Origin of the sequence: Mahella australiensis 50-1 BON (assembly GCF_000213255.1) — a bacterium.
GTDB lineage: Bacteria > Bacillota > Clostridia > Mahellales > Mahellaceae > Mahella > Mahella australiensis.
Map to the genome: position 1 here is coordinate 580358 of NC_015520.1, position 20772 is coordinate 601129.

Consider the following 20772-nt stretch of genomic DNA (forward strand, 5'->3'; position numbering starts at 1 on the left):
GCATTATGATATTAGGAGACATTGTGGCGGCCAAGGTTATACAATTGCAAATGGAAAAACAACATATATCGCTAGATGGCATGAAATATATGCTCAAAAATATGCCTTCGTATAGGAGGTACAGCTTCAAAGAAGCTTTAAAAAGGAAGGGCGGTCTCTCCATAATAGCTGAGGTAAAAAAAGCCTCACCATCCAAGGGCGTTATAGCCGCTGAATTCAATGCGCTGGAAACAGCAAAGGCGTACCAAGCAGGGGGTGCTGATGCCATATCGGTTTTGACCGAAAGGCGTTTTTTTGAAGGCAGCGATCAATATCTGAGCATGATAAAAAGCCAGGTTGCCGTACCTGTACTGCGCAAGGATTTCATAATAGATGTATGGCAAATATATCAGTCGCGTCTTCTGGGGGCCGATGCCATATTGCTTATTTCAGCTATACTTGATAAAACGTTGCTCAAAAAGTTCTGCATTATAGCCGATATGCTGGGCATGGATTGCCTTGTTGAGGTCCATAATGAAATGGAGCTTGATGCAGCGTTGGAGGCCGGGGCTTCTATAATAGGCATAAACAATCGTAACCTCAATGATTTCAGCGTAGACCTATCCACTACTCAAAGGCTTATGAAAGGTATACCGTCAGATAAGATAGTGGTAGCCGAAAGTGGCATACGAGATGCGGATGATGTCCGTTATATGGCATCCTTAGGCGTTGATGCGTTGCTGATAGGGGAAACACTTATGCGCTCCGATTGCCCGGGAAATACCATAAAGCAGTTCAAAAAGGCCGCTGGAGGTCTGATGGAAAAATTTGGTTAAAATAAAGATATGCGGCTTGACTGGCGAACGGGATACAGCGGCGGTGAACTTATATAAGCCGGATTATGTGGGCTTGGTATTTGCTCCAAATAGCCGGAGACGCCTTACAATAAAGCGTGCGGCTGAGATTTGTGATATGCTGGATGGTGGTATAAAGCGCGTCGGCGTATTTGCCGATCAGAGCATGGGCTTTATAAATGAAGCCATACAAAGTTGCAAGCTCGACGTTGTGCAGCTTCACGGCAGCGAGGCATCGAATTTCTGCAGCAAATTTAAAGGCGTAGAGGTATGGAAAGCGATAAGAATTAAGGGCTGCGATGACCTTAAAGGATTGGATGCATGGCCTGTGGATGCTCTATTGCTGGATGGGTCGATGCCAGGCAGCGGCCATGCCTTGGATTGGAATTTATTGCACGATATAAGGGTCAAGAATCATATAATACTGGCAGGCGGGCTAAATCCATATAATGTAAAAACAGCTATAGCTGTGGTTCAGCCTTATGCTGTAGACGTCAGCAGTGGCGTAGAGACCGACGGCTACAAAGATGCGGATAAAATACGGGAATTTATAGAAGCAGTAAGGGGGATGGAGGATAATGAATAAAGGACGTTTTGGGCGTTTTGGCGGGCAATATGTGCCCGAGACGCTTATGAATGCGCTGGACGAACTGGAGAGGGCATATAACGAAGCCATGGCCGACAATTCATTCATGGAAGAATTAGGTTATTATTTGGATAAATATGTAGGCAGGCCGACGCCGTTGTATTTCGCTGAGCGGCTTACAGAATACCTGGGTGGTGGCAAGGTATATCTTAAACGCGAAGACTTGAACCATACAGGCGCACACAAGATAAACAATGCATTGGGTCAGGGGCTATTGGCCAAGCGCATGGGGAAAAAGAGACTGACGGCTGAAACAGGCGCCGGACAGCATGGCGTGGCTGCAGCTACGGCGGCAGCGCTTTTGGGCATGGAGTGCGATGTGTTTATGGGGCGCGAGGATATGGAGCGACAGGCCCTGAACGTATTTCGCATGGAATTGCTGGGGGCCAGGGTGGTACCTGTAACCTCCGGTACGGCTACATTAAAGGATGCTACCAATGAAGCCATACGCGATTGGGTATCAAATGTGGAGCATACGCATTATATTATAGGCTCTGTGGTAGGACCACATCCATATCCGACCATGGTACGCGATTTTCAGCGTATTATAGGCGATGAAACCAGGCAGCAGATAATACAAGCCGAAGGGTGCCTGCCCGACCATATTATAGCCTGTGTAGGCGGCGGCAGTAATTCCATGGGTATATTTTATCCGTTTGTAAGCGATGATGTAGTCAAGTTATATGGTGTGGAAGCAGCCGGTCTGGGCCTCGATACCGATAAACATGCGGCTACTATAAGCAAGGGCAACGTGGGAGTGTTGCATGGCATGATGACGTACTTATTACAGGATAAATACGGCCAGATACAGCCCGTTTATTCCATATCCGCCGGTTTGGATTATCCTGGAGTGGGTCCGGAACATGCATACCTGTATGATATCGGACGTGTGCATTATACTTCCGTCACCGATAATGAAGCGGTCGAGGCTTTCGAGATGTTGTCTCGCCTGGAGGGGATAATACCTGCTCTGGAGAGCGCTCATGCGGTGGCGTATGCCGCGAAGCTGGTGCCCCAGCTATCCAAAGACGATATCATAGTGATAAATATATCGGGCAGAGGGGATAAAGACGTACAATCCATTGCCAAATTAAAGGGGGTAAACATCGATGAATAGGATAGATGAGCGGTTTGACGAGCTAAGACGGCATGGGAAGAAGGCGCTGATACCGTTTATCACAGCCGGGGATCCAGATGTGAAATATACGATGGATGCCGTCAGGGCCTTAGAATCGGCTGGCGCCGATATAATAGAGCTTGGCATACCGTATTCCGACCCATTGGCCGATGGACCGGTGATCCAGGCATCATCGCAGCGCTCCTTAAAAGGTGGGATGAACCTGGACATAGCCTTCGATATGGTGCAAAACCTTCGTGTAAATACTTCCATTCCTTTAGTGTTTTTGATATACTATAACTGTATATATCAATATGGGTTGGAGAAATTCATTGAACAATGCGGTAAGACAGGCGTGGATGGTGCGATAGTACCCGATCTGCCTTATGAAGAACGCCAGGCGTTAAAGCCACTTTTGGATGATGCGCCGGTATACTTTATATCCATGGTGGCGCCGACGTCAGCGCAGCGTATAAAGGAAATAGCCTCGAGTGCCAAGGGCTTTTTGTACTGTGTATCATCGCTGGGGGTGACGGGCGAGAGACAGGCTTTCGACAGCAATATAGACGCCTTTATGGAAAAGGTAAATCTATACAGCGTGGTGCCCACAGCCCTAGGCTTTGGCATATCCGAGCCGCAACATATGCGCCGCTTGGGGTATTTGGCCGACGGCCTCATAGTGGGCAGCGCATTGGTACGGCGGATAGAACAAAAAGCCTCCGATCGAGATATATATGAATTTATGAGGGGATTGAGGATGGCTCTCGATGAATGTATGGAACAGACTATGGAGAATAATAGTTGAGATATTTATGCCGGTCAGCGGCCATTGGCTGCGCGAGGGATTGCGCTTGATGGCCGCTAGCTGCGCTTATTTGCTTGCGGCCGCTGTTATATGGGCGGCCGTATATAGATTGGTGGCAGCCCTCCAGGCATTATACATACCTATACCGCAGCCGGTAGGATTATTAATGCTGCTGCTTGGCATACCTTATTTTGTAATATGGTTTATCTTTGGCAAAAAATTCGGTTCTCATCTAGATGCCAAACCAGCCCTGTATGGTTTATTTATAGGCATTATAGGTATTATACCTGATACTGCCTATGTTATATATGTATATATGCAGTTGGTGAAATACAGCTATGCGACCGAACTTGAACGCATATCGATTATTATCTTAAGTGTATTTTGTATAGTTCTCCCTATTATGTCCATGTTGGGTACAGTAGATGGATTTAACGATGCTAAAAAAACATCCCACCATATTTGATTTTGCGTATCCGTAGTAGTATAATTATTCCTAGTAATTAAACTCTTTATATATGGCAAGGGGGAAGGTGGGGAGAATTACTGCTATGAAACCTGTTATAAAAACCGTTTCTATTAAAAGGGTGTTCAAATCCGGAGGGGAGAACGTGTATGCCTTAAATGATGTTTCCATTTCTGTTATGCCGGGTACTTTTGTGGCACTTCGCGGACGCTCCGGTTCAGGCAAAACTACACTCATGAATATACTGGGTGCATTGGATAGGCCTACCGAGGGGCAAGTATTTTTCGAAGGAACAGAAATAGGCGAACTTCCAGAGAGCCAAAGAGATGAATTGCGAAGGCGTAAACTGGGGTTTGTATTTCAAGCATCAGCCCTTATACCATTGATGTCTGCTTATGAAAACGTGGAATTCAGCCTCAGGATAGCCGGAGTGCCGGCTGCTCAAAGGCGCAAGAGGGCTGAGGAAGTATTGGCACTGGTTGGTTTGTCCAAACGAATGAAACACAGGCCTATGGAGATGTCCGGCGGAGAGCAGCAGAGGGTAGCTATAGCCAGAGCTATGGCCCATAATCCCAGCGTCATATTGGCAGACGAACCTACGGCACAATTGGACAGCCGTATGGGATTGCAGATAATGAAATTATTTAGGGATCTGGTAGATAAAGAGGGTATAACGATCGTAATGGCTACCCACGATCCCATAATTATGGAGGTGGCGGATCATGTTTATACCTTGGAAGACGGCAAGGTCGTGGATGAACAGGAGCAGCGGAGCAAAGCGCTTTAGAGAGATACTTGTTTCATTGGCCTTGATATTTATAAGCGTGTTATCAGGTTGTGCCATGTTTCCGGAGGAAGAAGAGGTACTGGCTCCTCCGCTTGTTAAGCCAAAGCAGGAAGAATACAAACTGGCAGAGGTTAAGAGGGGCGATATAGTAAATAGGGTGAAGAGTATAGGCACACTCGTGTCAGCCAAAGATTATCCTCTTTATTTTGAAGCCGGCGGACGGCTGGATACTATAGCCGTCCGGAGCGGAGATAAAGTAAAAAAAGGACAGATATTGGCCCAATTGGATATAGGTGACTTGGGTACTCAGATAGAATTGGCCAGAATAAATTTACGTAACGCTCAAATAGAACTTAATAAAGCCAATGACAACCTGAAGGCGGCGAAGGCTGCTCAAAATTCGGCACCGGCTCAATTAAATCAGGCTAAGGCGAATTTAGAGGCCGCTAAGAAAACAATGGCGGCTGCGGAAACTGCCGCAAATGCTCAGGATGCTCCTATCAGCGCCTTGGTGGATGTAATCACAGCAAGAGAAGCCCTGACAGCAGCCGAGCAAGCCGTAAATAATGCTCAAGCGGCTGTAAATCAAGCCTCCGATAATGTAAATAACGCTCAATACAATGTGGAACAACGCCAAATCGATTTAAAAGCGGCGCAGATCAGGCTGGATGCACTACTGGGCCAAATGTCTAATTCCCAATTAAAGTCACCCATAGATGGCATCGTGGTATTCATCGATATGAATATAAAAAAAGGTGATGTGGTGCAGCCGTTCCAGACATTGGTGCAAGTGGCTGATCCCAATGATCTTCAGCTAAGCTATGATGCCAGTCTCCTTAGCGACCCCATGCTTATAAAGCCCGATATGAAGGTGCAGATAACAATACGCAATAAAAAGCTTACGGGGAAAGTGACTTCATGTCCATACAGTATGCCGGCCGATGTAGACCCCAAAAACAAAAACCAGGTTATTATAAAAGCCGATAACCTTCCTAAAGAAGCGAAACTAGGCGATAGCGCAGACATAGAAATAGTGCTTCAACAGAAATCCAATGCGCTTATAGTGCCGCGCCAGGCAGTGCGCAGTTATATGGGGAGAGAATACGTGCAGGTATTAGATGGCAGCAGCAAAAAGGAGATAGATGTAAAGACGGGCATAAAATCTCCCACAGAAGTAGAAATAGTATCAGGCCTAAAAGAAGGTCAGAAGGTTATATTGAGATAAGGGGATGGCTTAATGGCAGCGGTTGTAATGGTTTTGCGTAAGATGATTAAAAACCGGTGGCTGGTGCTATGCCTGCTGCTGGGTTTGATAATATCTGTCGCGCTGGTAAGCAGTATACCGATGTATAGCAGCGGCGTATTGCAAAAGTTATTAACCAAAGATTTGGAAGAATACCAAGTTTCATCAAATAACTATCCGGGTTCATATCAATTCAGCCTATACTATAAAGAAGAAACCAAGGCTGAAGACAAACTCGGTATATATAATGAGCTAGACAGATATATAAAACAGAACGTACCTGGTATAATAGATAAGCCTTATTTGATATATACACAGAACGTTTCATTGGATCCATATAAAATGACGCCGGAAGATCCCAATAAAGTAGACCCAAGGCCCAACCGTTATGGCAAAATACAGGCATTAATGGATTTCGAGCAACACATAAAGCTAATAGATGGCCGAATGCCTGCCAAAGATAAAGTGGACGGGGTGTATGAAGCGTTGGTTACCGAAGGCGCGCTCAATAAACTGGATATGGTTTTAGGCAATGTATTTATAATTAATGATCCGGGGGATGAGCAGTTTAAGCCCATAAAAATCAAGCCGGTTGGCGTCTTTGAACCGAAAGATGAGAGGGATTTATACTGGTTTAGAGCTCCATCGGTTTACAACGAAAGCTTTATTATCGATTATGACCTTTTTAAGAGGGATTTTATAAACCAAACGCATGCATTGATAAAGAGCAGCAACTGGTATTATGCGTTTGATTATAATACTATACTGGTGCAGGACATAAATAAGCTATTGGCGAACCATGTTTCCATAATAAAGGATTTAAACAACATATACAACGGTTTTACCGTTAATGTACCTATGATAGGTATACTCCAGAAATATACCGAACAACAAAAGCAGGTCAGCATGCTGCTGTTGGCGTTAAATGTACCTGTGCTGCTTATGCTTATCTTTTATATATTTATGGTATCGTTTTTAATAATCGATTCGGATAAGAATGAGATAGCGATATTGCGCAGCAGAGGCGCCGGCCGATTCCATATCATGGTCCAATATTTGATAGAGGGTATTATACTGGCCGGAGTAGCCTTTATACTAGGGCCGCCGTTGGGGCTCTTGCTTACCAAATTTCTGGGTACGTCCAACGGGTTCATGGAGTTTGTTAACAGGAAGGCTTTGCCGGTGGCGTTGAGTGCTAGCGCGTATAAGTATGCTTTAATCGCTGCGGCAGCTTCCGTTATAATGTTGTTGATACCAGCCTATTTCGCTTCCAACATAAGCATTGTTGTCCATAAACAACAGCTTGCCAGATACACCGGGAGTTCGTGGTGGCAAAAGTCGTTTATAGACGTCATACTTATGCTCATAGCGGGATACGGTCTATACGCTTTCAATCAACATCAGCAGGTACTGGCTATAACCAATGCCAATGCAACGGAATTGCAAGTTAATCCTTTGCTGTTTTTTGCATCTACATTATTTGCACTGGGTATCGGCTTATTCTTCCTGCGCATATATCCGTTGATTGTAGAGGCTATATATAGATTGGGCAATAGGTGGTGGCCGCCTTCGTTATATGAAACATTAACGCAGGTTAGCCGCTCATCCAGGCAATATCAGTTTTTGATGGTCTTCCTTATAATGACTATAGCCACCGGTTTATTCAGCGCAAACTCTGCGCGTACTATCAATAAAAATATAGAGGACCGTATATATTATGAAATAGGCGCCGATGTGGCCATGATGCCGGCTTGGGAGAGCAATGCTCCGCCAGCCGGGGCAGCGGTACCGTCATCAACCCCTCAGCCTACTCCGACACCGGCCTCAGGAGCCGAAAGTCAAGCGGAAACACCTGAGAGGATACAATATTCCGAGCCGCCATTTCTGAGCTATCAGCAATTACCCGGCGTAGAGCATGCTACCAGAGTATTTCAACGCGGTATGGTGGATGTGACGGCAGGCGGGCAAAGGGTGAGCGATGTGCAGTTGATGGCGATAGAACCGTATGACTTCGGATTGACTGCATGGTTCAGGGATGATTTGCTGAAGCCGTATCATATAAATAATTATCTTAATTTGTTATCTCAGGAGCCTAGCGCAGCGTTGATCTCTAGATCTATAAGCAAGGCTTACGGTATAAATAAAGGAGATTATATATATTTAAGCTGGGACGGTGTGGATGCCGCCAGTTTTATAGTATATGAGATCATCGATTATTGGCCGTCGTGGAATCCTAAAAGAAATCCTGAAGAGAGCTTAAACGCGGAATATCTCCCCAACGATCCCATGCTCGTAGTGGCTAATCTTCCATATGTACAAAATCACCTTGCGTTGGAGCCTTATGAAATATGGCTAAAAATGAAGCCAGGGGCAACCAGCGCTGAATTGTATAAAGGCATAGAGGATAAAAAGCTTGAAGTAAGTGATTTGAGAGATGCCAGCCAGGAGATAATAAAAATAAAGAATGATCCTATGCAGCTTGGGCTTAACGGTGCTATGACATTGGGATTTATTATATCGTTAGCCATAACGTTTTTGGGCTTTTTACTGTATTGGATACTGTCGATGCGCGGCAGGACATTTGAATTCGGTGTATTACGTGCTATAGGAATGTCATTGCCGCAACTTTTAAGCATGATGGTATGGGAACAAATCCTGACTTCAGGTATGGCTATAATAGCGGGTATATTGGTCGGAGGACTGACCAGCACGTTGTTTGTGCCGCTGCTTCAGGTAGCGTACAGTGCCGTGACTCAAGTGCCGCCGTTTAAGGTAATCTCGTACTTTAGCGATAGAGCGAAGCTTTATATAATGGTAGGTGTAATGTTGGGATTAGGCCTGGCTATATTAGGCAATATACTATCTCGAATAAAGATAAGTCAGGCCATAAAGATGGGGGAGGAGTAAAAGCGGATGTTGATGATAGAATGTGAAGAACTGGTCAAAATCTATAAAGTGGCGGATTTAGAAGTGGTAGCTTTACAGGGCTTGGACTTGGAAGTAGAAGAAGGAGAATTGTTGGCCGTTATAGGTAACAGCGGCAGCGGTAAAAGTACATTGCTCAATATGCTGGGCGGATTAGATAGGCCTACAGCCGGCAGGCTGTTTGTCGACGGTAAGGATTTGCTCAAAATGAGCGATAAGGACCTGGTAAAATATAAGAGGGATACGGTAGGTTTTATATGGCAGAACAGTGGCCGAAACCTCATACCATATCTTACAGCATTGGAAAATGTCGAATTGCCGATGCTTATAGCCGGTAAACTCCTGAAGGAGCGTGCTAGGGAGCTGCTGGAGAGGGTAGGTATGGAAGGTAAGATGAACCGTAAGCTGGGCGAATTATCGGGCGGTGAACAGCAAAGAGTGGCGATATCCATAGCGCTGGCCAATAATCCGCGCTTGCTGTTGGCCGATGAGCCGACCGGCTCAGTAGACACCAAAATGGCTGACCAGATACTCGATTTATTGCGTGAACTCAACCGAAGCATGAAGATAACGACCGTCATAGTCACGCATGATATGCGCTTGGCCAAGAAGGTGGATAGGGTAGTGGCTATAAGGGACGGCAAGACCAGCAGCGAATTGATACGGCGCAAGTCCTATGCCGAAGAGCTGGCTGAGATAGAGGCAGGTATAGAGCAAAACGAAGAAGAAACTCATGAGGAGCTGGCCGTATTGGACAGAGCGGGCAGACTTCAAATACCGAGAGAATACCTAGAGGCATTGGGCTTAGACGGAGTGAAGAAGATAAAAGTGGAATTGGAGGATGGCAAAATAGTATTGATACCACCGCAAGATGTGGAAGAAGCGAAAAAAGACGCTTGAAATTATAGAGCTTTTATGGCATAATATAATATGTGATAAGCTTTCGTAGCTCAGTTGGTAGAGCAGCTGATTCGTAATCAGCAGGTCAAGGGTTCGAGTCCCTTCGAAAGCTCCATAAAATAGGCATTTTTAAAGGGCGGTGCTTCAAGTCAGCCGCCCTTTGCAAACATTTTGCAAACATCCATTTACTGGAGCAGCGTCTCCAGTTTTTTTATTGCGTCTTTTTGTAGTTCTATTGGCACATGCGAATACAAATCCATCGTTATTCCTATTTGTGAATGTCCAAGTCGTTCAGAGACCACTTTCATATTTGCGCCACTGGCAAGCATAAGGCTGGCATGGGTATGGCGCAGATCGTGAAAGCGTATCATGGGCAGCTCCGGTGTAGCAGCCAGCATCTTATGAAACTTCTTGCTCACATAATCAGGCTCTTTGAAATGTCCATCTTCCCAGACGCTTATATACCCTTCATAATTATTGTCATATGCCGACCCGAGGAGTATTTTGTTTTCTGCTTGTTTCTTTTTCTCTTGCTTTAACATCTCAATTATATTTTGCGGGAGGGCCACAACACGGGTACTGGTATCTGTCTTTGGCTCTTTGAATATTAATTCTTTATCTACGCGCTGAGCGGTCCGCCGGATAGTGCAGGTACCATCTTTGAAATTGATATCCTCCCATCGCAGACCGCATAGCTCCCCTTCGCGCATGCCTGTATATATGGCCAGCATAACATGAATAAATATAGGCGAATTGGCAAATACCTGCTCGGCCTTTTTGACATTTTCTATATTCCATATCTTCATTTCCACATTACGCTTTTTGGGCGTATCAACAGCATCGCACGGATTTTTGCTTATATATTGCCACTTTACCGCCTGCTTTAGTGCCTTACTGAGCAAGCGATGATGATAATTTATCGTCGTATCGGACAGCTTGCCTTCTTCTTTAAGCATATTATAATAACGCTGTATTGTTATTGGCTTAAGCTTTGCAAGCTCAATACGCCCCAGAATCGGCTTAAAGTACAACCGGATAGTGTCGCTGTATGATTTATATGTCTTTGGAGCTAACTTTGGCTTGCAATACTCCTCTAGCCATTCATCCAGGAATTCGCCGATGGTCATATTCGTTGGTTTGACATATTCGCCTTTCTCGATTTCGGCCAACAGGAGGTCAAGTGCCTTTTCTGCTTCTTTTTTGGTCCTATATCCTGAATACCATTTCTGTTGCCGCTTGCCATTTTCATCGCGGCCGATGTCAACCACGATGCTATATGTGCTACCGCGTTTTCTTATATGTCCTCGCATGATTTTACCTCCTTAAAATTTTTATAGGCGTAAAGCCTATTATGTACATTGCTAAATTTGTTTAAGCGCAACAAGTTCTTTGCTAACTCCTAAAGTTGCTGCTATGTACTCCACGGATTCTTCTCGTAATTCAAATAATGTTTCATTGGGTATAAGAAGCTCGGCTGCAAATTCATTAGCTTCACGTTCATATGTACCTGGCCGCTGATATGTATGTTCAACCATAAAGAAGAAGCCAATGCCCTTATGCATAATGGCATGTCCAACTTCATGTGCTAAAGTTTCGCGTTTCCTGCATTCGTTTAAATGGGAATTTAGGCCTATTGCTATATGCCCTTTGAAGTACAGAATAATTCCCCTTATAACATCAGGCAAGGGAAACTCTATCACTATATAGCCTAAATGTTCTGCAATTTCTACAGGTTCATTCGTGCCATATTTGGATATAACATTGCGTGCAACCTCACGTCCATACATGATACTACACCCACTTTTATTCTTTTGTTTCTTTTTGATTTATGAGTTTTATAGCAGTTTTCACAAATTCTAATATACTTTGCCTTTCCTCCGGAGTAAGAGATAATGGCTCGCCGTCGAACATTACGTTCTCTTCTAATATTGCCTCCGCTAAATCTATAGCTTCTTGCCTATTTTCATAATCTGTATCTCTTATAATATCTGTAATAGATACGTTTAAGGCCTTCGCCAGAGCGTCTAACGTGTCCAAAGAAGGATTGCTGCGCCCTGATTCAATATCTGCTATAAATGAATGAGAAACGTTAGCAGCTTTGCCCAATGCTCGAAGAGTTAAGCCTCTCTGTTTTCTTATACTTTTTAATTTTGCACCTATGCTTTCCATTAAAGATCAACTCCTTGTTCGCTTATCTCGTACAATGTTAATTATATACCATATAAGCAATAAAATATACATTTTTAAGCTCGTTTATAACGAACGTGAAAAACATAGATAATGCGAGATATGGCTAGAAAAATGGAGATAATCGCGCCTAATTGGTCGTTATCCGCGATTATGGCGCTTTACTTTTGGTCGTAAATAACATACAATAATACATAGAAAGGAGCGATAATAATGATAGGCAAAAAGTTAAAATCCATTCGCAATAAGCGTGGCTATACGTTGCGGCAACTAGAAAAATTAAGCGGCGTATCGCACGGATTTTTATGTGATATAGAACATGATAGGAGCGATCCTTCACTAGAAACACTCCATAAGATAGCGAATGCGTTGGAAATAGAACCCGCATATTTCCTAAACAACGCAAATACCGACGAGCAAACCAACAAGACGGCATGAAAGGAGATAAGAAGATGAGCTTCAATTATATTGACCACTATACAATGAAACAAAACAGGTTAAAAGTTTTAGAGAAAAACAATTATAGATGTGCAATATGTGGCATGGAGGCTACTGAAGTCCATCACCAAGATCACTCATATAGCAACCATAATATAGACAACTTGTTACCAGTTTGCCATAAATGCCACATGCAATTACACGTACAAAGCAGGAGTAACAATGAGCCAAAAATTAACAGTGATGCAATTGAATATCTCTTGATGGTTAGAGGCATGAACAAGCAAGAATTAGCACAGAAGATCCATATGTCAAACTCTGCAATAACAACTATCTTAAAGAGAAAAACCACAAAAAATAGTACATTAAAAAAGATAGCAGAAGTGCTTGATTGCTCGATAAAAGAAATTGTTACTGACCCTAGTCAATTGATTGATTGGGAAGAGAAAGAAAACAATGAGGAAAAGATACTAGTAGAATCGATTAATGAACGAATTAACCAGTTAACCAATGATAAGCGTTTGACAAAGCTCTATAAGATATGGCTTGAAAAAGAATTAAGAGAGTTTTTTAACGTTAAAAGTTACGGATTAATTTCAGGTAAAAATATCGTAATTGCAATTAAAATTATTAACAAATGGGAACCTGGGGCAGATATCTCTAAATTAGCAAATCAAGCCAATGAAACGGCATAAGGAGGTAAAATCATGACAAATCAGGAAAAAGATTTGCTCATCCATCTTTTGGCGCAATATACAGTTCTATCACCTGAAGAAAAGCAGAGCGAGAAGTTGCTTATGCAGGCCAAGGCCGATGTTGAGCATACACTCGGCTATGATGTTCTAAACACAAAGATAGACGATGGCAACGACGGATTTCCAACGGTCATGACCATCCCGCAGATGGCAAAGTTCCTGCAAATAGGCATATCCAAAGCATATGAAATGAGCCATTGGGTAGGTTTTCCCGCAGTGCGGATAGGCCGGCAGGTACGGGTACCAAAGCATGCCCTGCTTGAATGGCTAGAACAACAGCAGCATGCAGAACAACAGCAGCATGCAGAACAAGAGCAGATGCAGCTTAAAACTGTATGGGGAAGGAGGTGAAATCATGTCCATATATGATGAAATTCGGGAAGTTGAAGCCGATATCAGCACGCTTGAGGAGGAGCTCACGCACCCGTGGAGCATGGCCGACCAGCTATTTCTCGAGACCGAGCTCGAGCGAATGCTGCGCTACCGGCATAAACTCAAGCTCCAATTGCAGTTGGCGAGCAAAAAATAAAGGCGCTATTAGAGCGCCTAGCAAACTTATCTATGTATAGTATAACACACGAGGAAGGAGAAATCAATCATGCGGACTATGTCTTTGATTGAAGCCGGAATGCTAACTTTGATTAAAGAAGGTTTTATCATTCTAGGTATAGTCATGGCAGGGATGCTGCTGAACTTGAAGTTATGGATATTTTATATCGTAGGCACTGTAGTGATAGTGGCAGCAGAGATTATATTCGTTTATCCACATGATATTTTTGCAGGATTGTTAGTCGGATTAGTTATGGGCTTTATTGCATGTTTTATATATGTGCTGTATCAATGAAAGGAGGAAGAATAAATGTTAATAATGAGCCAAGACGGAGAATTTTTAACCGACGTCTCAACCGGATATATCACCTTTATTAACAAATACGAGAACAGGTTCCAGCTATGCATGTCTTTAGCCGGCAATGAAGCTGCATGGTTTTATAAATTAGGCGAATTCCCAACACTAGAAGATGCACAGGCCGTTCTTGAGAATATTGCAGAACTGGCTAATGCGCACCAAATACCATATGTTAACAATATAGGGAGGAATAAATTATGCTGATAGTCAGGTTTAATACTAACGTTAGTCGGGGACTTTACACTGGTATTTGGTCTGATATTTGGTGTTGGGCTTGTCTGCCTTGGCCTAGAAAGGCCTTTAATGATGATACTTTGGGAAATGATATCATCTCTAAGATAAAGAAGGAGGAAGAATAAATGTTAGTAATGAGTAAAAACAAGCGGATACTAGCTGATATTACCGGAGCAGTTCTGGCGGTAGATGAGTGCGGAGACGACCAGTATTATATATGCATCGAACCCGCAGGGCGAGATAAGGAAATATTGGGTATGTACGAAACGTATGAAGATGCAGTGCTCATGTTAACACGCATTGCTGAACAAGCGCAAAACGGTGCAAATATAGTGTATTTATAGAGGGGGATAAAAAATGATAGAAGAATATGAAACCGAAAATATGCTGATAGACGAGGAATTAGGGCAGACAGACGAAGGCTGGCGCATAACAGATGATAATCAGGCGGACTGGGCGCTGGAGAAAATAGCTGCGATAGATGCCGAGTATAGACGAAAAGAGGTTGTAGCGAAGAATAAGATAGCGCAGGTGCAGGAATGGCTTGATAAGCAAAAAGAGCAGGCGGAGCAACAACGCAGTTTCTTTTGCGCCCTGTTAAAGCAATATTTTGAATCGCTGCCAGCTACGGCTGTTAAGCAAACGAAAACTCAAAAGATATATAAGCTGCCCAGTGGCGTATTGAGATTGAAACAACAACAGCCGGAATATCTAAAAGACGAAGATAAGCTGCTCGAATGGGTAAAGACAAACAAGCCGCAGTTTGTCAAAATTAAGGAATCTGTTAACTGGTCTAGCCTGAAAGAACTGGTTGCCACAGCCGGCGATAAAGCTGTTGACACGCAAACCGGCGAGGTTATAGACGGTATCGAAATCGTGGAACGTGAACCAAAATTTGATGTAGAAATATAAAAAAATGGAGGATATAAAGATGGATATTCAAGAAATAAACAGTTTATCGTTAATTGACAGTGTATCGTTGCAACAGGTGCAGGCAACGATGCAAAAAATATCACAATTTCAGCAAATCATACAAAAAACACTGCATCAAAATCATGATTACGGCGTTGTCCCTGGGACGGACAAACCGACATTGCTTAAGCCCGGAGCAGAAAAAATATTAATGATGATGGGCTTAAGAAGCGAATTTGAAATAGTTGATAGCACTAGAGACTGGGAGACGGGATTTTTCCAGTATCAAGTCCGATGCAAACTATATAAAGGAGATATTCTTATAACCGAAGGCCTCGGATGTGCTAATACTAGAGAGTCCAAATATGCTAAACAGAATCCATTCAGCATTGACAATACAATTCTAAAAATGGCTAAAAAGCGCGCTTTGGTTGACGCTACTCTGTTAGTCGCCAGCCTATCCGACATATTTACGCAAGACCTGGAAGATATGGATCTCAACGGTGAAGCAATCGAGCGTAAAGAACAGTCGCGTAGTTATAGCAATACTAATGAGACTACATCTGCATCGCAACAGCAAATTAAAGCTATATTTGCCATAGCCGGGAAATTAGGATGTAATGGCGAGAATGAAGTATTAGCATTGTTAGAGGCTATCGGCCATCATGTCGATAGCTTAAAAGACCTGTCAAAAAAAGAAGCAAGCGATATAATAACAGAGCTCAATACAAAGCTGGAGGAATCCAGAAATGCGCAAGCGTAAAGCATGTTTACTTGACAGGTTGAGTTGGCTTGCATTGGGCTTTACCACGTTTTATATGATAGCCCAGATAATACGGGCAATCGTTAGTTAGGTAACACGGCAGGCGGATATCACATACCCCTTTTAACATAACATATGCATGATACATCTCCTTTCGATGAAACAACCACCGCCTGCCTATTTTAAGAATTGGAGAGATAACTATGAAGATTACAAAAATAGAAAGCGGCGCATATAAAGCCGGAAAGCTAGTCGCAGTGCATGATAAGGATGTGCATGGCCGGTATTTCTATGAAGTATCGCACCCTGACCGGATGCCGCGCATAGAAGAAATAGAAGAACTGATAAAAGAAGCATACGGCTATGAAGGAAAACTAGTAGCTATATTGGATACGGAGGCAGACGAATATATAGGCTATGATGCTTACGACAGCTTGCCATATGCCATTCGGTTATACGAAGTTTGTGATGACGGTGCGGCTTGCCCTGTTTGTGGGAAGGAGTGATAAAATGCGCAAGCGTATACTTAACCCAGAGTTTTTTACAGATTCTGATATAGTATCCAATCTTGATTTTGCTGGAAGATTATTCTACGAAGGCTTATGGTGTGTAGCCGATGATTCTGGCTGCTTATCTTTAGACGCCTTATCCCTGAAAATGAAAATATTCCCGGGGGATAATATTGATATTAGCACTATACAAAAATATGTAGATATACTTGTAAAAATCGGCAAGATAATTCCTTACGAAGTGGATGGCAAACAATACGGATGGGTAAAGAACTTTTGCAAACATCAGCATTTAGATAGGCCATCACCGCCCACAGTACCCTTACCACCATTTATCATATGGCACGGCGATACAAAAGAACGCCACAAATGGTATTACGAAGTACTGGACACATCTCAGAATCAGCAACGACAATTCGACGACTTGTCGTCGACAAGTCAACGAACATACAACGACTATGACACGATAGAAAAGAAAAGAATAGAAAAGAAAAGAAAAGAAGTGGAAGTGGAAGTGAATAGAGTTGTCGATGACGAAAAAGAAACACTACCACAACCACAATTGGATATTGCTATTCCTTTAAGCGCAAAACTAGACGATAGTGGCTTTAAGAAGGTAGCCAGCTTTTATGAACATAACTTTGGCACGTTATTATCACCGGTCCAAGCAGAACGATTATCAGCGTTTTTAGAAGATGGCATGGATCCAGATCTAGTTACCGAAATTATGGGAATTACCATAATGGGCAATATTTATGACTTGCGATATGCGGAAAAAACACTTACAAATCTTGAAACGCAAGGGATATTCACATTGCAGCAATACAAAGAACACGAAGCTAAACGTGAACTAGCTAAGAAGAAAGCTAGCGGTGTGGATAGTCGCGCAGCACCAGATAATGTTTATTCAGCCTATAACAACTTTACGGAGGCGATAACATGATACAGGCGATTGAAGCAGAGCAAGAGGTTTTGGCGGCGATACTATTAGAACCCAATTTAGCTGTATATCTTGATGAGCTGGAAGAAAGTTATTTTAACGATAATGCCAATTTAGACCTGTTCAAGACGATGCTTGATATATATAAACAGGGAAAGCCAGTTAACACTGTAACAGTTGCAGCAGCCAAACGCGAATTAGTAGGTCACGCGCTTAAGATTACCGGCGATGCCTTTGTTGCCGGATTTGAACAGCACTTACAAGTATTGAAGGACGCAGCCACAATGCGGCAAGCGTACTTGCAAGCGCAAAAAATAGCAAACATGGCAGAAAAAATGGACGACGCAAACGAGGTCCTTTCATATGCGCTCAATGTATTTAATGGGCTGGTGCCGTCAGACAAAAAAGCAGAGGATTTTAAAGATGTCGTGTTGCAGACGTTAGAAGAGATAGAGGACCGGTACCGGAACAGGGATAAAAAAGAATACTATATGAATTCGCTGTCTGCTTTCAATATCATGACGGCGGGGCTGCACAGATCCGAGTTCCATATCATAGCCGCCCGGCCAAGCGTAGGCAAAACTGCTTTCGCATTGCAACTGGCTGAGGATATAGCGAGAAATGGAGTAAAAGTATTATTCTTCAGTCGGGAAATGAGCAAAACGCAGCTTGTTGAACGTATGATAGCGCGGAGGACAGGCGTTGGCCATTGGAACATCAGGACAGGCAATTTAAACGATGACGATTGGGAGAAATTATCGGCATTAGGGTTGCCGCTTGGCACTTTGCCGCTTGTCATTGATACCGAGAGCGCAACTGTTGAGGATATGAAGCTTAAAGCCATGAGCATGCCCGATGTAGGGCTGATAGTTATAGATTACTTGCAGCTAGTTAGCACTAAAAGGCGGTATGATTCAAGGTCGTTGGAAGTAGGCCATATCAGCCGCGAGCTAAAAGAACTGAGCATGAAAATGAACATACCGGTAGTGGCATTGGCGCAGATAAACAGAGACGCGGCTAATAAGCGCCCGGGGCTTGAAAATCTGGCTGAAAGCGGCAAACTTGAGCAAGACGCGGATAATGTGTATTTTTTACATAGGCCAGACGAACAACCGCTATGGCAGGAGAAGAAACTGCTATATATCGAACTTATAGCGGCCAAGCAGCGGCAGGCGCCAATCGGAATGATGACGATTATCTTTAATCCAGACTGGCAAGCATTTTATGACCTGGATAAAACCAGGGAAAATTCGCAAGAAGAGGAGATTAAAAGTCATGAGAGAAGAGAAAATGCTGGAAATCATAAACGAGCTTACGGTTCACGCGGCATTGGTTGAGCTTGAAAACGATAGGCTAAGAAAGCAGAACGAGCGTAAGGACAAAACAATCCAGCAGCTAGTGGAATTATGCAATAAATGGTATGCGGAATTAAAGCAATACGAAACTAATGCAAGTTACCAATGGAGGTGGTAACGATGGTGCAATGGTGGTGGCTGATAATAGCGCTATTTGCAGGCAATGCAATAGGCTTCTTTATAGCGGCATTGCTGGCGGCAGGGGAAGAGGGCAAAAACGATGGAATATAAGCTAATCATCCCGGGTGTGCTGCCGGGCTTGAACGAATACATAAACGCGGAGAGGCGAAACAAATACCAGGCGGCGCAAATGAAGAAGCAAGCGGAACACCTTGTCATAACGTTATGCCGGTCGCAGCTTAAAGGTGTCCATATAGAAAAGCCGGTTTTTATCAGCTATCGGTGGATAGAGAAGAACAGGCGGCGTGATAAAAGTAACGTGGCGTTTGCTAAAAAATTCCTTGAAGATGGGCTTGTTAAAGCTGGCGTACTGAAAAACGACGGCTGGAACGAAATAGCGGGGTTTGCGGACGAGTTTGACGTGGACCCAAAGCGACCGAGAATAATTATTACGATAAAGGAGGTTGAATGAAATGGATATAAACCATGTTACACCAGAAGAAGAATTGGTTGAATTTGCAACCGATGTATGGTTACAGTTTGGCTATAACGGCGTAAAAGACAGAACTGACGGCGGATTAAGCACTTTAGAATGGGCTAGAGAAATATTGGAACGATATGGGCTGATAGATGAGAATGGATTGTTTAGATGGGAGAGGGACAGCAATGACGTATAGAGTATCAGGCATAGCAAATGTTGTCGTAGAGGCAAACGACAAACGGGAGGCAATTGCAAAAGCAAGGGAGGAAAAACCTAGCGTTGTGTGGGTAGAAGCAGACGAAATCAAAGATGGAGGGGATAACAATGACGATTGAAGAAGTTAAGGCAAGAGCCGTTGAACAGCTAGAAAGCGTTGGCTATACGGTACTAGAAACGCATGGCGAATTTGATATTATCGCAATTAATAGGCTTGGGTTACGGTTTATAAAAGTAATCAAAGAAGAACAGGGCTTGGAAAATGAATATTTGGGAATAAGAGACAGATTAAAATATATACCGCACCAACCGAGGGCAACATATGAGATATGGGTGTATAGCGACGAATACGGGTGGAAAATGCAAAACGTAATAGAGGAGGTAGCAAAATAATGGCTAGAATAACGGTATGGTTGAACAATGATACTATGGAATGGTATCGGGAGCAGGCAACCCAAAAAGGCAAAAGCATTAGTCAATATATTAGTGAGGCGCTAGAAGCTAACAAAGAGGAAACACGGGAGATACTAGAAGAGCATGGGTTGATAGATAAGAACGGATTATTTGATTGGGAGGCAGCGGAATGACAATAACCGAATTGGTACAGGAAATACATACAAACGCAAAAAAGCATGGGTGGTGGGATGAAGATAGGAGCTTTGGCGATGTTATAGCTCTATGTCATTCAGAATTATCTGAATTTTATAAAGAGGCGATTAGGAGGGGCTACTATGGGCGTAGTGCCAAAATGGGTATTTAGATGTATTGAGCATTATCTTTATAACTACTTTGACGAGAAACGGCAGCTAGAGCATGATAAGCAGGATATAATCGAAAGTTCGCCGCCGGAACTTGAGCCTGGAGGTAACGGCAAAAGCCGGCATGGAGATCCGACAGCGATTAAAGGTATAAAAGTATCATCTGGCGATATACGTATGAGAGAGCTATGGTTGAGCATTGTAGATGATATTTTGGCTGATTATCGCGGAACTGAATATGAAGCGTTGATACAGAAGAGGTATTTTGACCAGCTCGGCTATACTCAGATATGTATGGAGCTCAATATATCGCAGCCGACATTTTTCAGATGGCGTAATGAAATTGTAGAACATGGAATTAATTTGGCAATATCTAAAGGGTTAGTAAGATACAATGATTTACGCAGAAAGGATATTTAGGACATGGAAAATAAAGAAAATGATAAGTGCTATGGTTGTATTTACAATAAGCCTC

General features: G+C 43.2%; 32 protein-coding genes and 1 tRNA gene. 30 read left to right on the forward strand and 3 right to left on the reverse strand.

The genetic code is table 11. The features are described 5' to 3' along the window. The first annotated feature begins 5 nt into the window (after nt 1–5). From trpC to MAHAU_RS02675, 10 genes are all read left to right on the forward strand, one after another. Nucleotides 6–815 carry an indole-3-glycerol phosphate synthase TrpC gene (trpC, locus tag MAHAU_RS02625; protein ID WP_013780167.1) on the forward strand — a complete coding sequence of 270 codons (810 nt, stop codon included), beginning with the start codon at nt 6–8 and terminating at the stop codon, nt 813–815. After that, entirely contained in the window at nt 808–1419 is a 612-nt protein-coding gene (locus tag MAHAU_RS02630) for a phosphoribosylanthranilate isomerase (protein ID WP_013780168.1), read from the forward strand. Before trpC ends, MAHAU_RS02630 begins: the two co-directional genes overlap by 8 nt. Then, nucleotides 1412–2596, forward strand: a complete 1185-nt coding sequence (gene trpB, locus MAHAU_RS02635; RefSeq protein ID WP_013780169.1) for a tryptophan synthase subunit beta — start codon at nt 1412–1414, stop codon at nt 2594–2596. The genes MAHAU_RS02630 and trpB overlap by 8 nt, the downstream gene beginning before the upstream one ends. Continuing rightward, the gene (gene trpA, locus MAHAU_RS02640; RefSeq protein ID WP_013780170.1) at nt 2589–3401 is read left to right on the forward strand and encodes a tryptophan synthase subunit alpha; all 813 of its coding nucleotides are present in this window, start codon (nt 2589–2591) and stop codon (nt 3399–3401) included. The genes trpB and trpA overlap by 8 nt, the downstream gene beginning before the upstream one ends. Continuing rightward, complete coding sequence (locus MAHAU_RS02645) at nt 3364–3867, forward strand: hypothetical protein (protein WP_013780171.1); 504 nt, start codon at nt 3364–3366, stop codon at nt 3865–3867. The genes trpA and MAHAU_RS02645 overlap by 38 nt, the downstream gene beginning before the upstream one ends. 85 nt (nt 3868–3952) lie before the next feature. Further along, nucleotides 3953–4654 carry an ABC transporter ATP-binding protein gene (locus MAHAU_RS02650; RefSeq protein ID WP_013780172.1) on the forward strand — a complete coding sequence of 234 codons (702 nt, stop codon included), beginning with the start codon at nt 3953–3955 and terminating at the stop codon, nt 4652–4654. Further along, complete coding sequence (locus MAHAU_RS14835) at nt 4590–5879, forward strand: efflux RND transporter periplasmic adaptor subunit (RefSeq protein WP_049783327.1); 1290 nt, start codon at nt 4590–4592, stop codon at nt 5877–5879. The genes MAHAU_RS02650 and MAHAU_RS14835 overlap by 65 nt, the downstream gene beginning before the upstream one ends. 12 nt (nt 5880–5891) lie before the next feature. Continuing rightward, nucleotides 5892–8804 (forward strand): ABC transporter permease, encoded by a 2913-nt coding sequence (locus MAHAU_RS02665; protein WP_013780174.1) that lies wholly within the window; start codon nt 5892–5894, stop codon nt 8802–8804. Between the two features lie 12 nt (nt 8805–8816). After that, a complete protein-coding gene (locus MAHAU_RS02670) occupies nt 8817–9722 on the forward strand; it encodes an ABC transporter ATP-binding protein (RefSeq protein ID WP_041644277.1) in 906 nt (301 codons plus the stop codon). Nucleotides 9723–9761: 39 nt separating this feature from the next. Then, nucleotides 9762–9837: transfer RNA gene (locus tag MAHAU_RS02675), tRNA-Thr, on the forward strand. Between the two features lie 70 nt (nt 9838–9907). Here MAHAU_RS02675 and MAHAU_RS02680 read toward each other — a convergent pair. Genes MAHAU_RS02680 through MAHAU_RS14840 form a run of 3 tightly spaced genes read right to left on the reverse strand, consistent with a single transcriptional unit; the run spans nt 9908 to nt 11891 of the window. Continuing rightward, nucleotides 9908–11032, reverse strand: a complete 1125-nt coding sequence (locus MAHAU_RS02680; RefSeq protein WP_013780176.1) for a site-specific integrase — start codon at nt 11030–11032, stop codon at nt 9908–9910. A 51-nt stretch (nt 11033–11083) separates the two neighbouring features. Continuing rightward, on the reverse strand, nt 11084–11509 hold the full coding sequence (locus MAHAU_RS02685) for an ImmA/IrrE family metallo-endopeptidase (RefSeq protein ID WP_013780177.1): 426 nt from the start codon (nt 11507–11509) through the stop codon (nt 11084–11086). A 16-nt stretch (nt 11510–11525) separates the two neighbouring features. Beyond that, nucleotides 11526–11891 (reverse strand): helix-turn-helix domain-containing protein, encoded by a 366-nt coding sequence (locus MAHAU_RS14840; RefSeq protein WP_013780178.1) that lies wholly within the window; start codon nt 11889–11891, stop codon nt 11526–11528. A 231-nt stretch (nt 11892–12122) separates the two neighbouring features. On the opposite strand from MAHAU_RS14840, the gene MAHAU_RS02695 reads away from it, so the two are divergent. From MAHAU_RS02695 to MAHAU_RS02770, 20 genes are all read left to right on the forward strand, one after another. Continuing rightward, nucleotides 12123–12347: a helix-turn-helix domain-containing protein gene (locus MAHAU_RS02695; protein WP_013780179.1), complete on the forward strand. Its 225-nt coding sequence runs from the start codon at nt 12123–12125 to the stop codon at nt 12345–12347. 14 nt (nt 12348–12361) lie between these two features. Beyond that, complete coding sequence (locus MAHAU_RS02700; protein WP_013780180.1) at nt 12362–13042, forward strand: helix-turn-helix domain-containing protein; 681 nt, start codon at nt 12362–12364, stop codon at nt 13040–13042. A gap of 12 nt (nt 13043–13054) precedes the next feature. Next, entirely contained in the window at nt 13055–13453 is a 399-nt protein-coding gene (locus tag MAHAU_RS15295; protein ID WP_013780181.1) for a helix-turn-helix domain-containing protein, read from the forward strand. A 4-nt stretch (nt 13454–13457) separates the two neighbouring features. Beyond that, nucleotides 13458–13631, forward strand: a complete 174-nt coding sequence (locus MAHAU_RS15685; RefSeq protein ID WP_013780182.1) for a hypothetical protein — start codon at nt 13458–13460, stop codon at nt 13629–13631. 69 nt (nt 13632–13700) lie between these two features. Then, complete coding sequence (locus MAHAU_RS02710) at nt 13701–13946, forward strand: hypothetical protein (RefSeq protein WP_013780183.1); 246 nt, start codon at nt 13701–13703, stop codon at nt 13944–13946. A gap of 15 nt (nt 13947–13961) precedes the next feature. After that, on the forward strand, nt 13962–14213 hold the full coding sequence (locus MAHAU_RS02715; RefSeq protein ID WP_013780184.1) for a hypothetical protein: 252 nt from the start codon (nt 13962–13964) through the stop codon (nt 14211–14213). Between the two features lie 155 nt (nt 14214–14368). Further along, nucleotides 14369–14587 carry a hypothetical protein gene (locus tag MAHAU_RS02720; RefSeq protein ID WP_013780186.1) on the forward strand — a complete coding sequence of 73 codons (219 nt, stop codon included), beginning with the start codon at nt 14369–14371 and terminating at the stop codon, nt 14585–14587. A gap of 13 nt (nt 14588–14600) precedes the next feature. Continuing rightward, entirely contained in the window at nt 14601–15155 is a 555-nt protein-coding gene (locus MAHAU_RS02725) for a host-nuclease inhibitor Gam family protein (RefSeq protein WP_013780187.1), read from the forward strand. 19 nt (nt 15156–15174) lie between these two features. Beyond that, complete coding sequence (locus MAHAU_RS14845; protein ID WP_013780188.1) at nt 15175–15918, forward strand: hypothetical protein; 744 nt, start codon at nt 15175–15177, stop codon at nt 15916–15918. A gap of 203 nt (nt 15919–16121) precedes the next feature. After that, nucleotides 16122–16424: a hypothetical protein gene (locus tag MAHAU_RS02735; protein ID WP_013780190.1), complete on the forward strand. Its 303-nt coding sequence runs from the start codon at nt 16122–16124 to the stop codon at nt 16422–16424. A gap of 4 nt (nt 16425–16428) precedes the next feature. Further along, nucleotides 16429–17370 carry a DnaD domain-containing protein gene (locus MAHAU_RS14850; RefSeq protein WP_013780191.1) on the forward strand — a complete coding sequence of 314 codons (942 nt, stop codon included), beginning with the start codon at nt 16429–16431 and terminating at the stop codon, nt 17368–17370. Then, nucleotides 17367–18704 (forward strand): replicative DNA helicase, encoded by a 1338-nt coding sequence (locus tag MAHAU_RS02745; protein WP_013780192.1) that lies wholly within the window; start codon nt 17367–17369, stop codon nt 18702–18704. The genes MAHAU_RS14850 and MAHAU_RS02745 overlap by 4 nt, the downstream gene beginning before the upstream one ends. Continuing rightward, nucleotides 18643–18840 (forward strand): hypothetical protein, encoded by a 198-nt coding sequence (locus MAHAU_RS15520; RefSeq protein ID WP_013780193.1) that lies wholly within the window; start codon nt 18643–18645, stop codon nt 18838–18840. The genes MAHAU_RS02745 and MAHAU_RS15520 overlap by 62 nt, the downstream gene beginning before the upstream one ends. A 102-nt stretch (nt 18841–18942) precedes the next feature. Further along, nucleotides 18943–19314 carry a RusA family crossover junction endodeoxyribonuclease gene (locus MAHAU_RS02750; RefSeq protein ID WP_013780195.1) on the forward strand — a complete coding sequence of 124 codons (372 nt, stop codon included), beginning with the start codon at nt 18943–18945 and terminating at the stop codon, nt 19312–19314. A gap of 1 nt (nt 19315) precedes the next feature. Then, nucleotides 19316–19519 carry a hypothetical protein gene (locus MAHAU_RS02755; protein WP_013780196.1) on the forward strand — a complete coding sequence of 68 codons (204 nt, stop codon included), beginning with the start codon at nt 19316–19318 and terminating at the stop codon, nt 19517–19519. Beyond that, the gene (locus MAHAU_RS15690; protein WP_013780197.1) at nt 19509–19658 is read left to right on the forward strand and encodes a hypothetical protein; all 150 of its coding nucleotides are present in this window, start codon (nt 19509–19511) and stop codon (nt 19656–19658) included. The genes MAHAU_RS02755 and MAHAU_RS15690 overlap by 11 nt, the downstream gene beginning before the upstream one ends. Continuing rightward, nucleotides 19648–19932 (forward strand): hypothetical protein, encoded by a 285-nt coding sequence (locus MAHAU_RS02760; protein ID WP_013780198.1) that lies wholly within the window; start codon nt 19648–19650, stop codon nt 19930–19932. The genes MAHAU_RS15690 and MAHAU_RS02760 overlap by 11 nt, the downstream gene beginning before the upstream one ends. Continuing rightward, nucleotides 19932–20126: a hypothetical protein gene (locus MAHAU_RS02765; protein WP_013780199.1), complete on the forward strand. Its 195-nt coding sequence runs from the start codon at nt 19932–19934 to the stop codon at nt 20124–20126. Before MAHAU_RS02760 ends, MAHAU_RS02765 begins: the two co-directional genes overlap by 1 nt. After that, on the forward strand, nt 20123–20299 hold the full coding sequence (locus MAHAU_RS15695) for a nucleoside triphosphate pyrophosphohydrolase family protein (RefSeq protein WP_171804955.1): 177 nt from the start codon (nt 20123–20125) through the stop codon (nt 20297–20299). The genes MAHAU_RS02765 and MAHAU_RS15695 overlap by 4 nt, the downstream gene beginning before the upstream one ends. Continuing rightward, nucleotides 20271–20717, forward strand: a complete 447-nt coding sequence (locus MAHAU_RS02770) for a DUF1492 domain-containing protein (protein WP_013780200.1) — start codon at nt 20271–20273, stop codon at nt 20715–20717. The genes MAHAU_RS15695 and MAHAU_RS02770 overlap by 29 nt, the downstream gene beginning before the upstream one ends. The last annotated feature ends 55 nt before the right edge of the window (nt 20718–20772 follow it).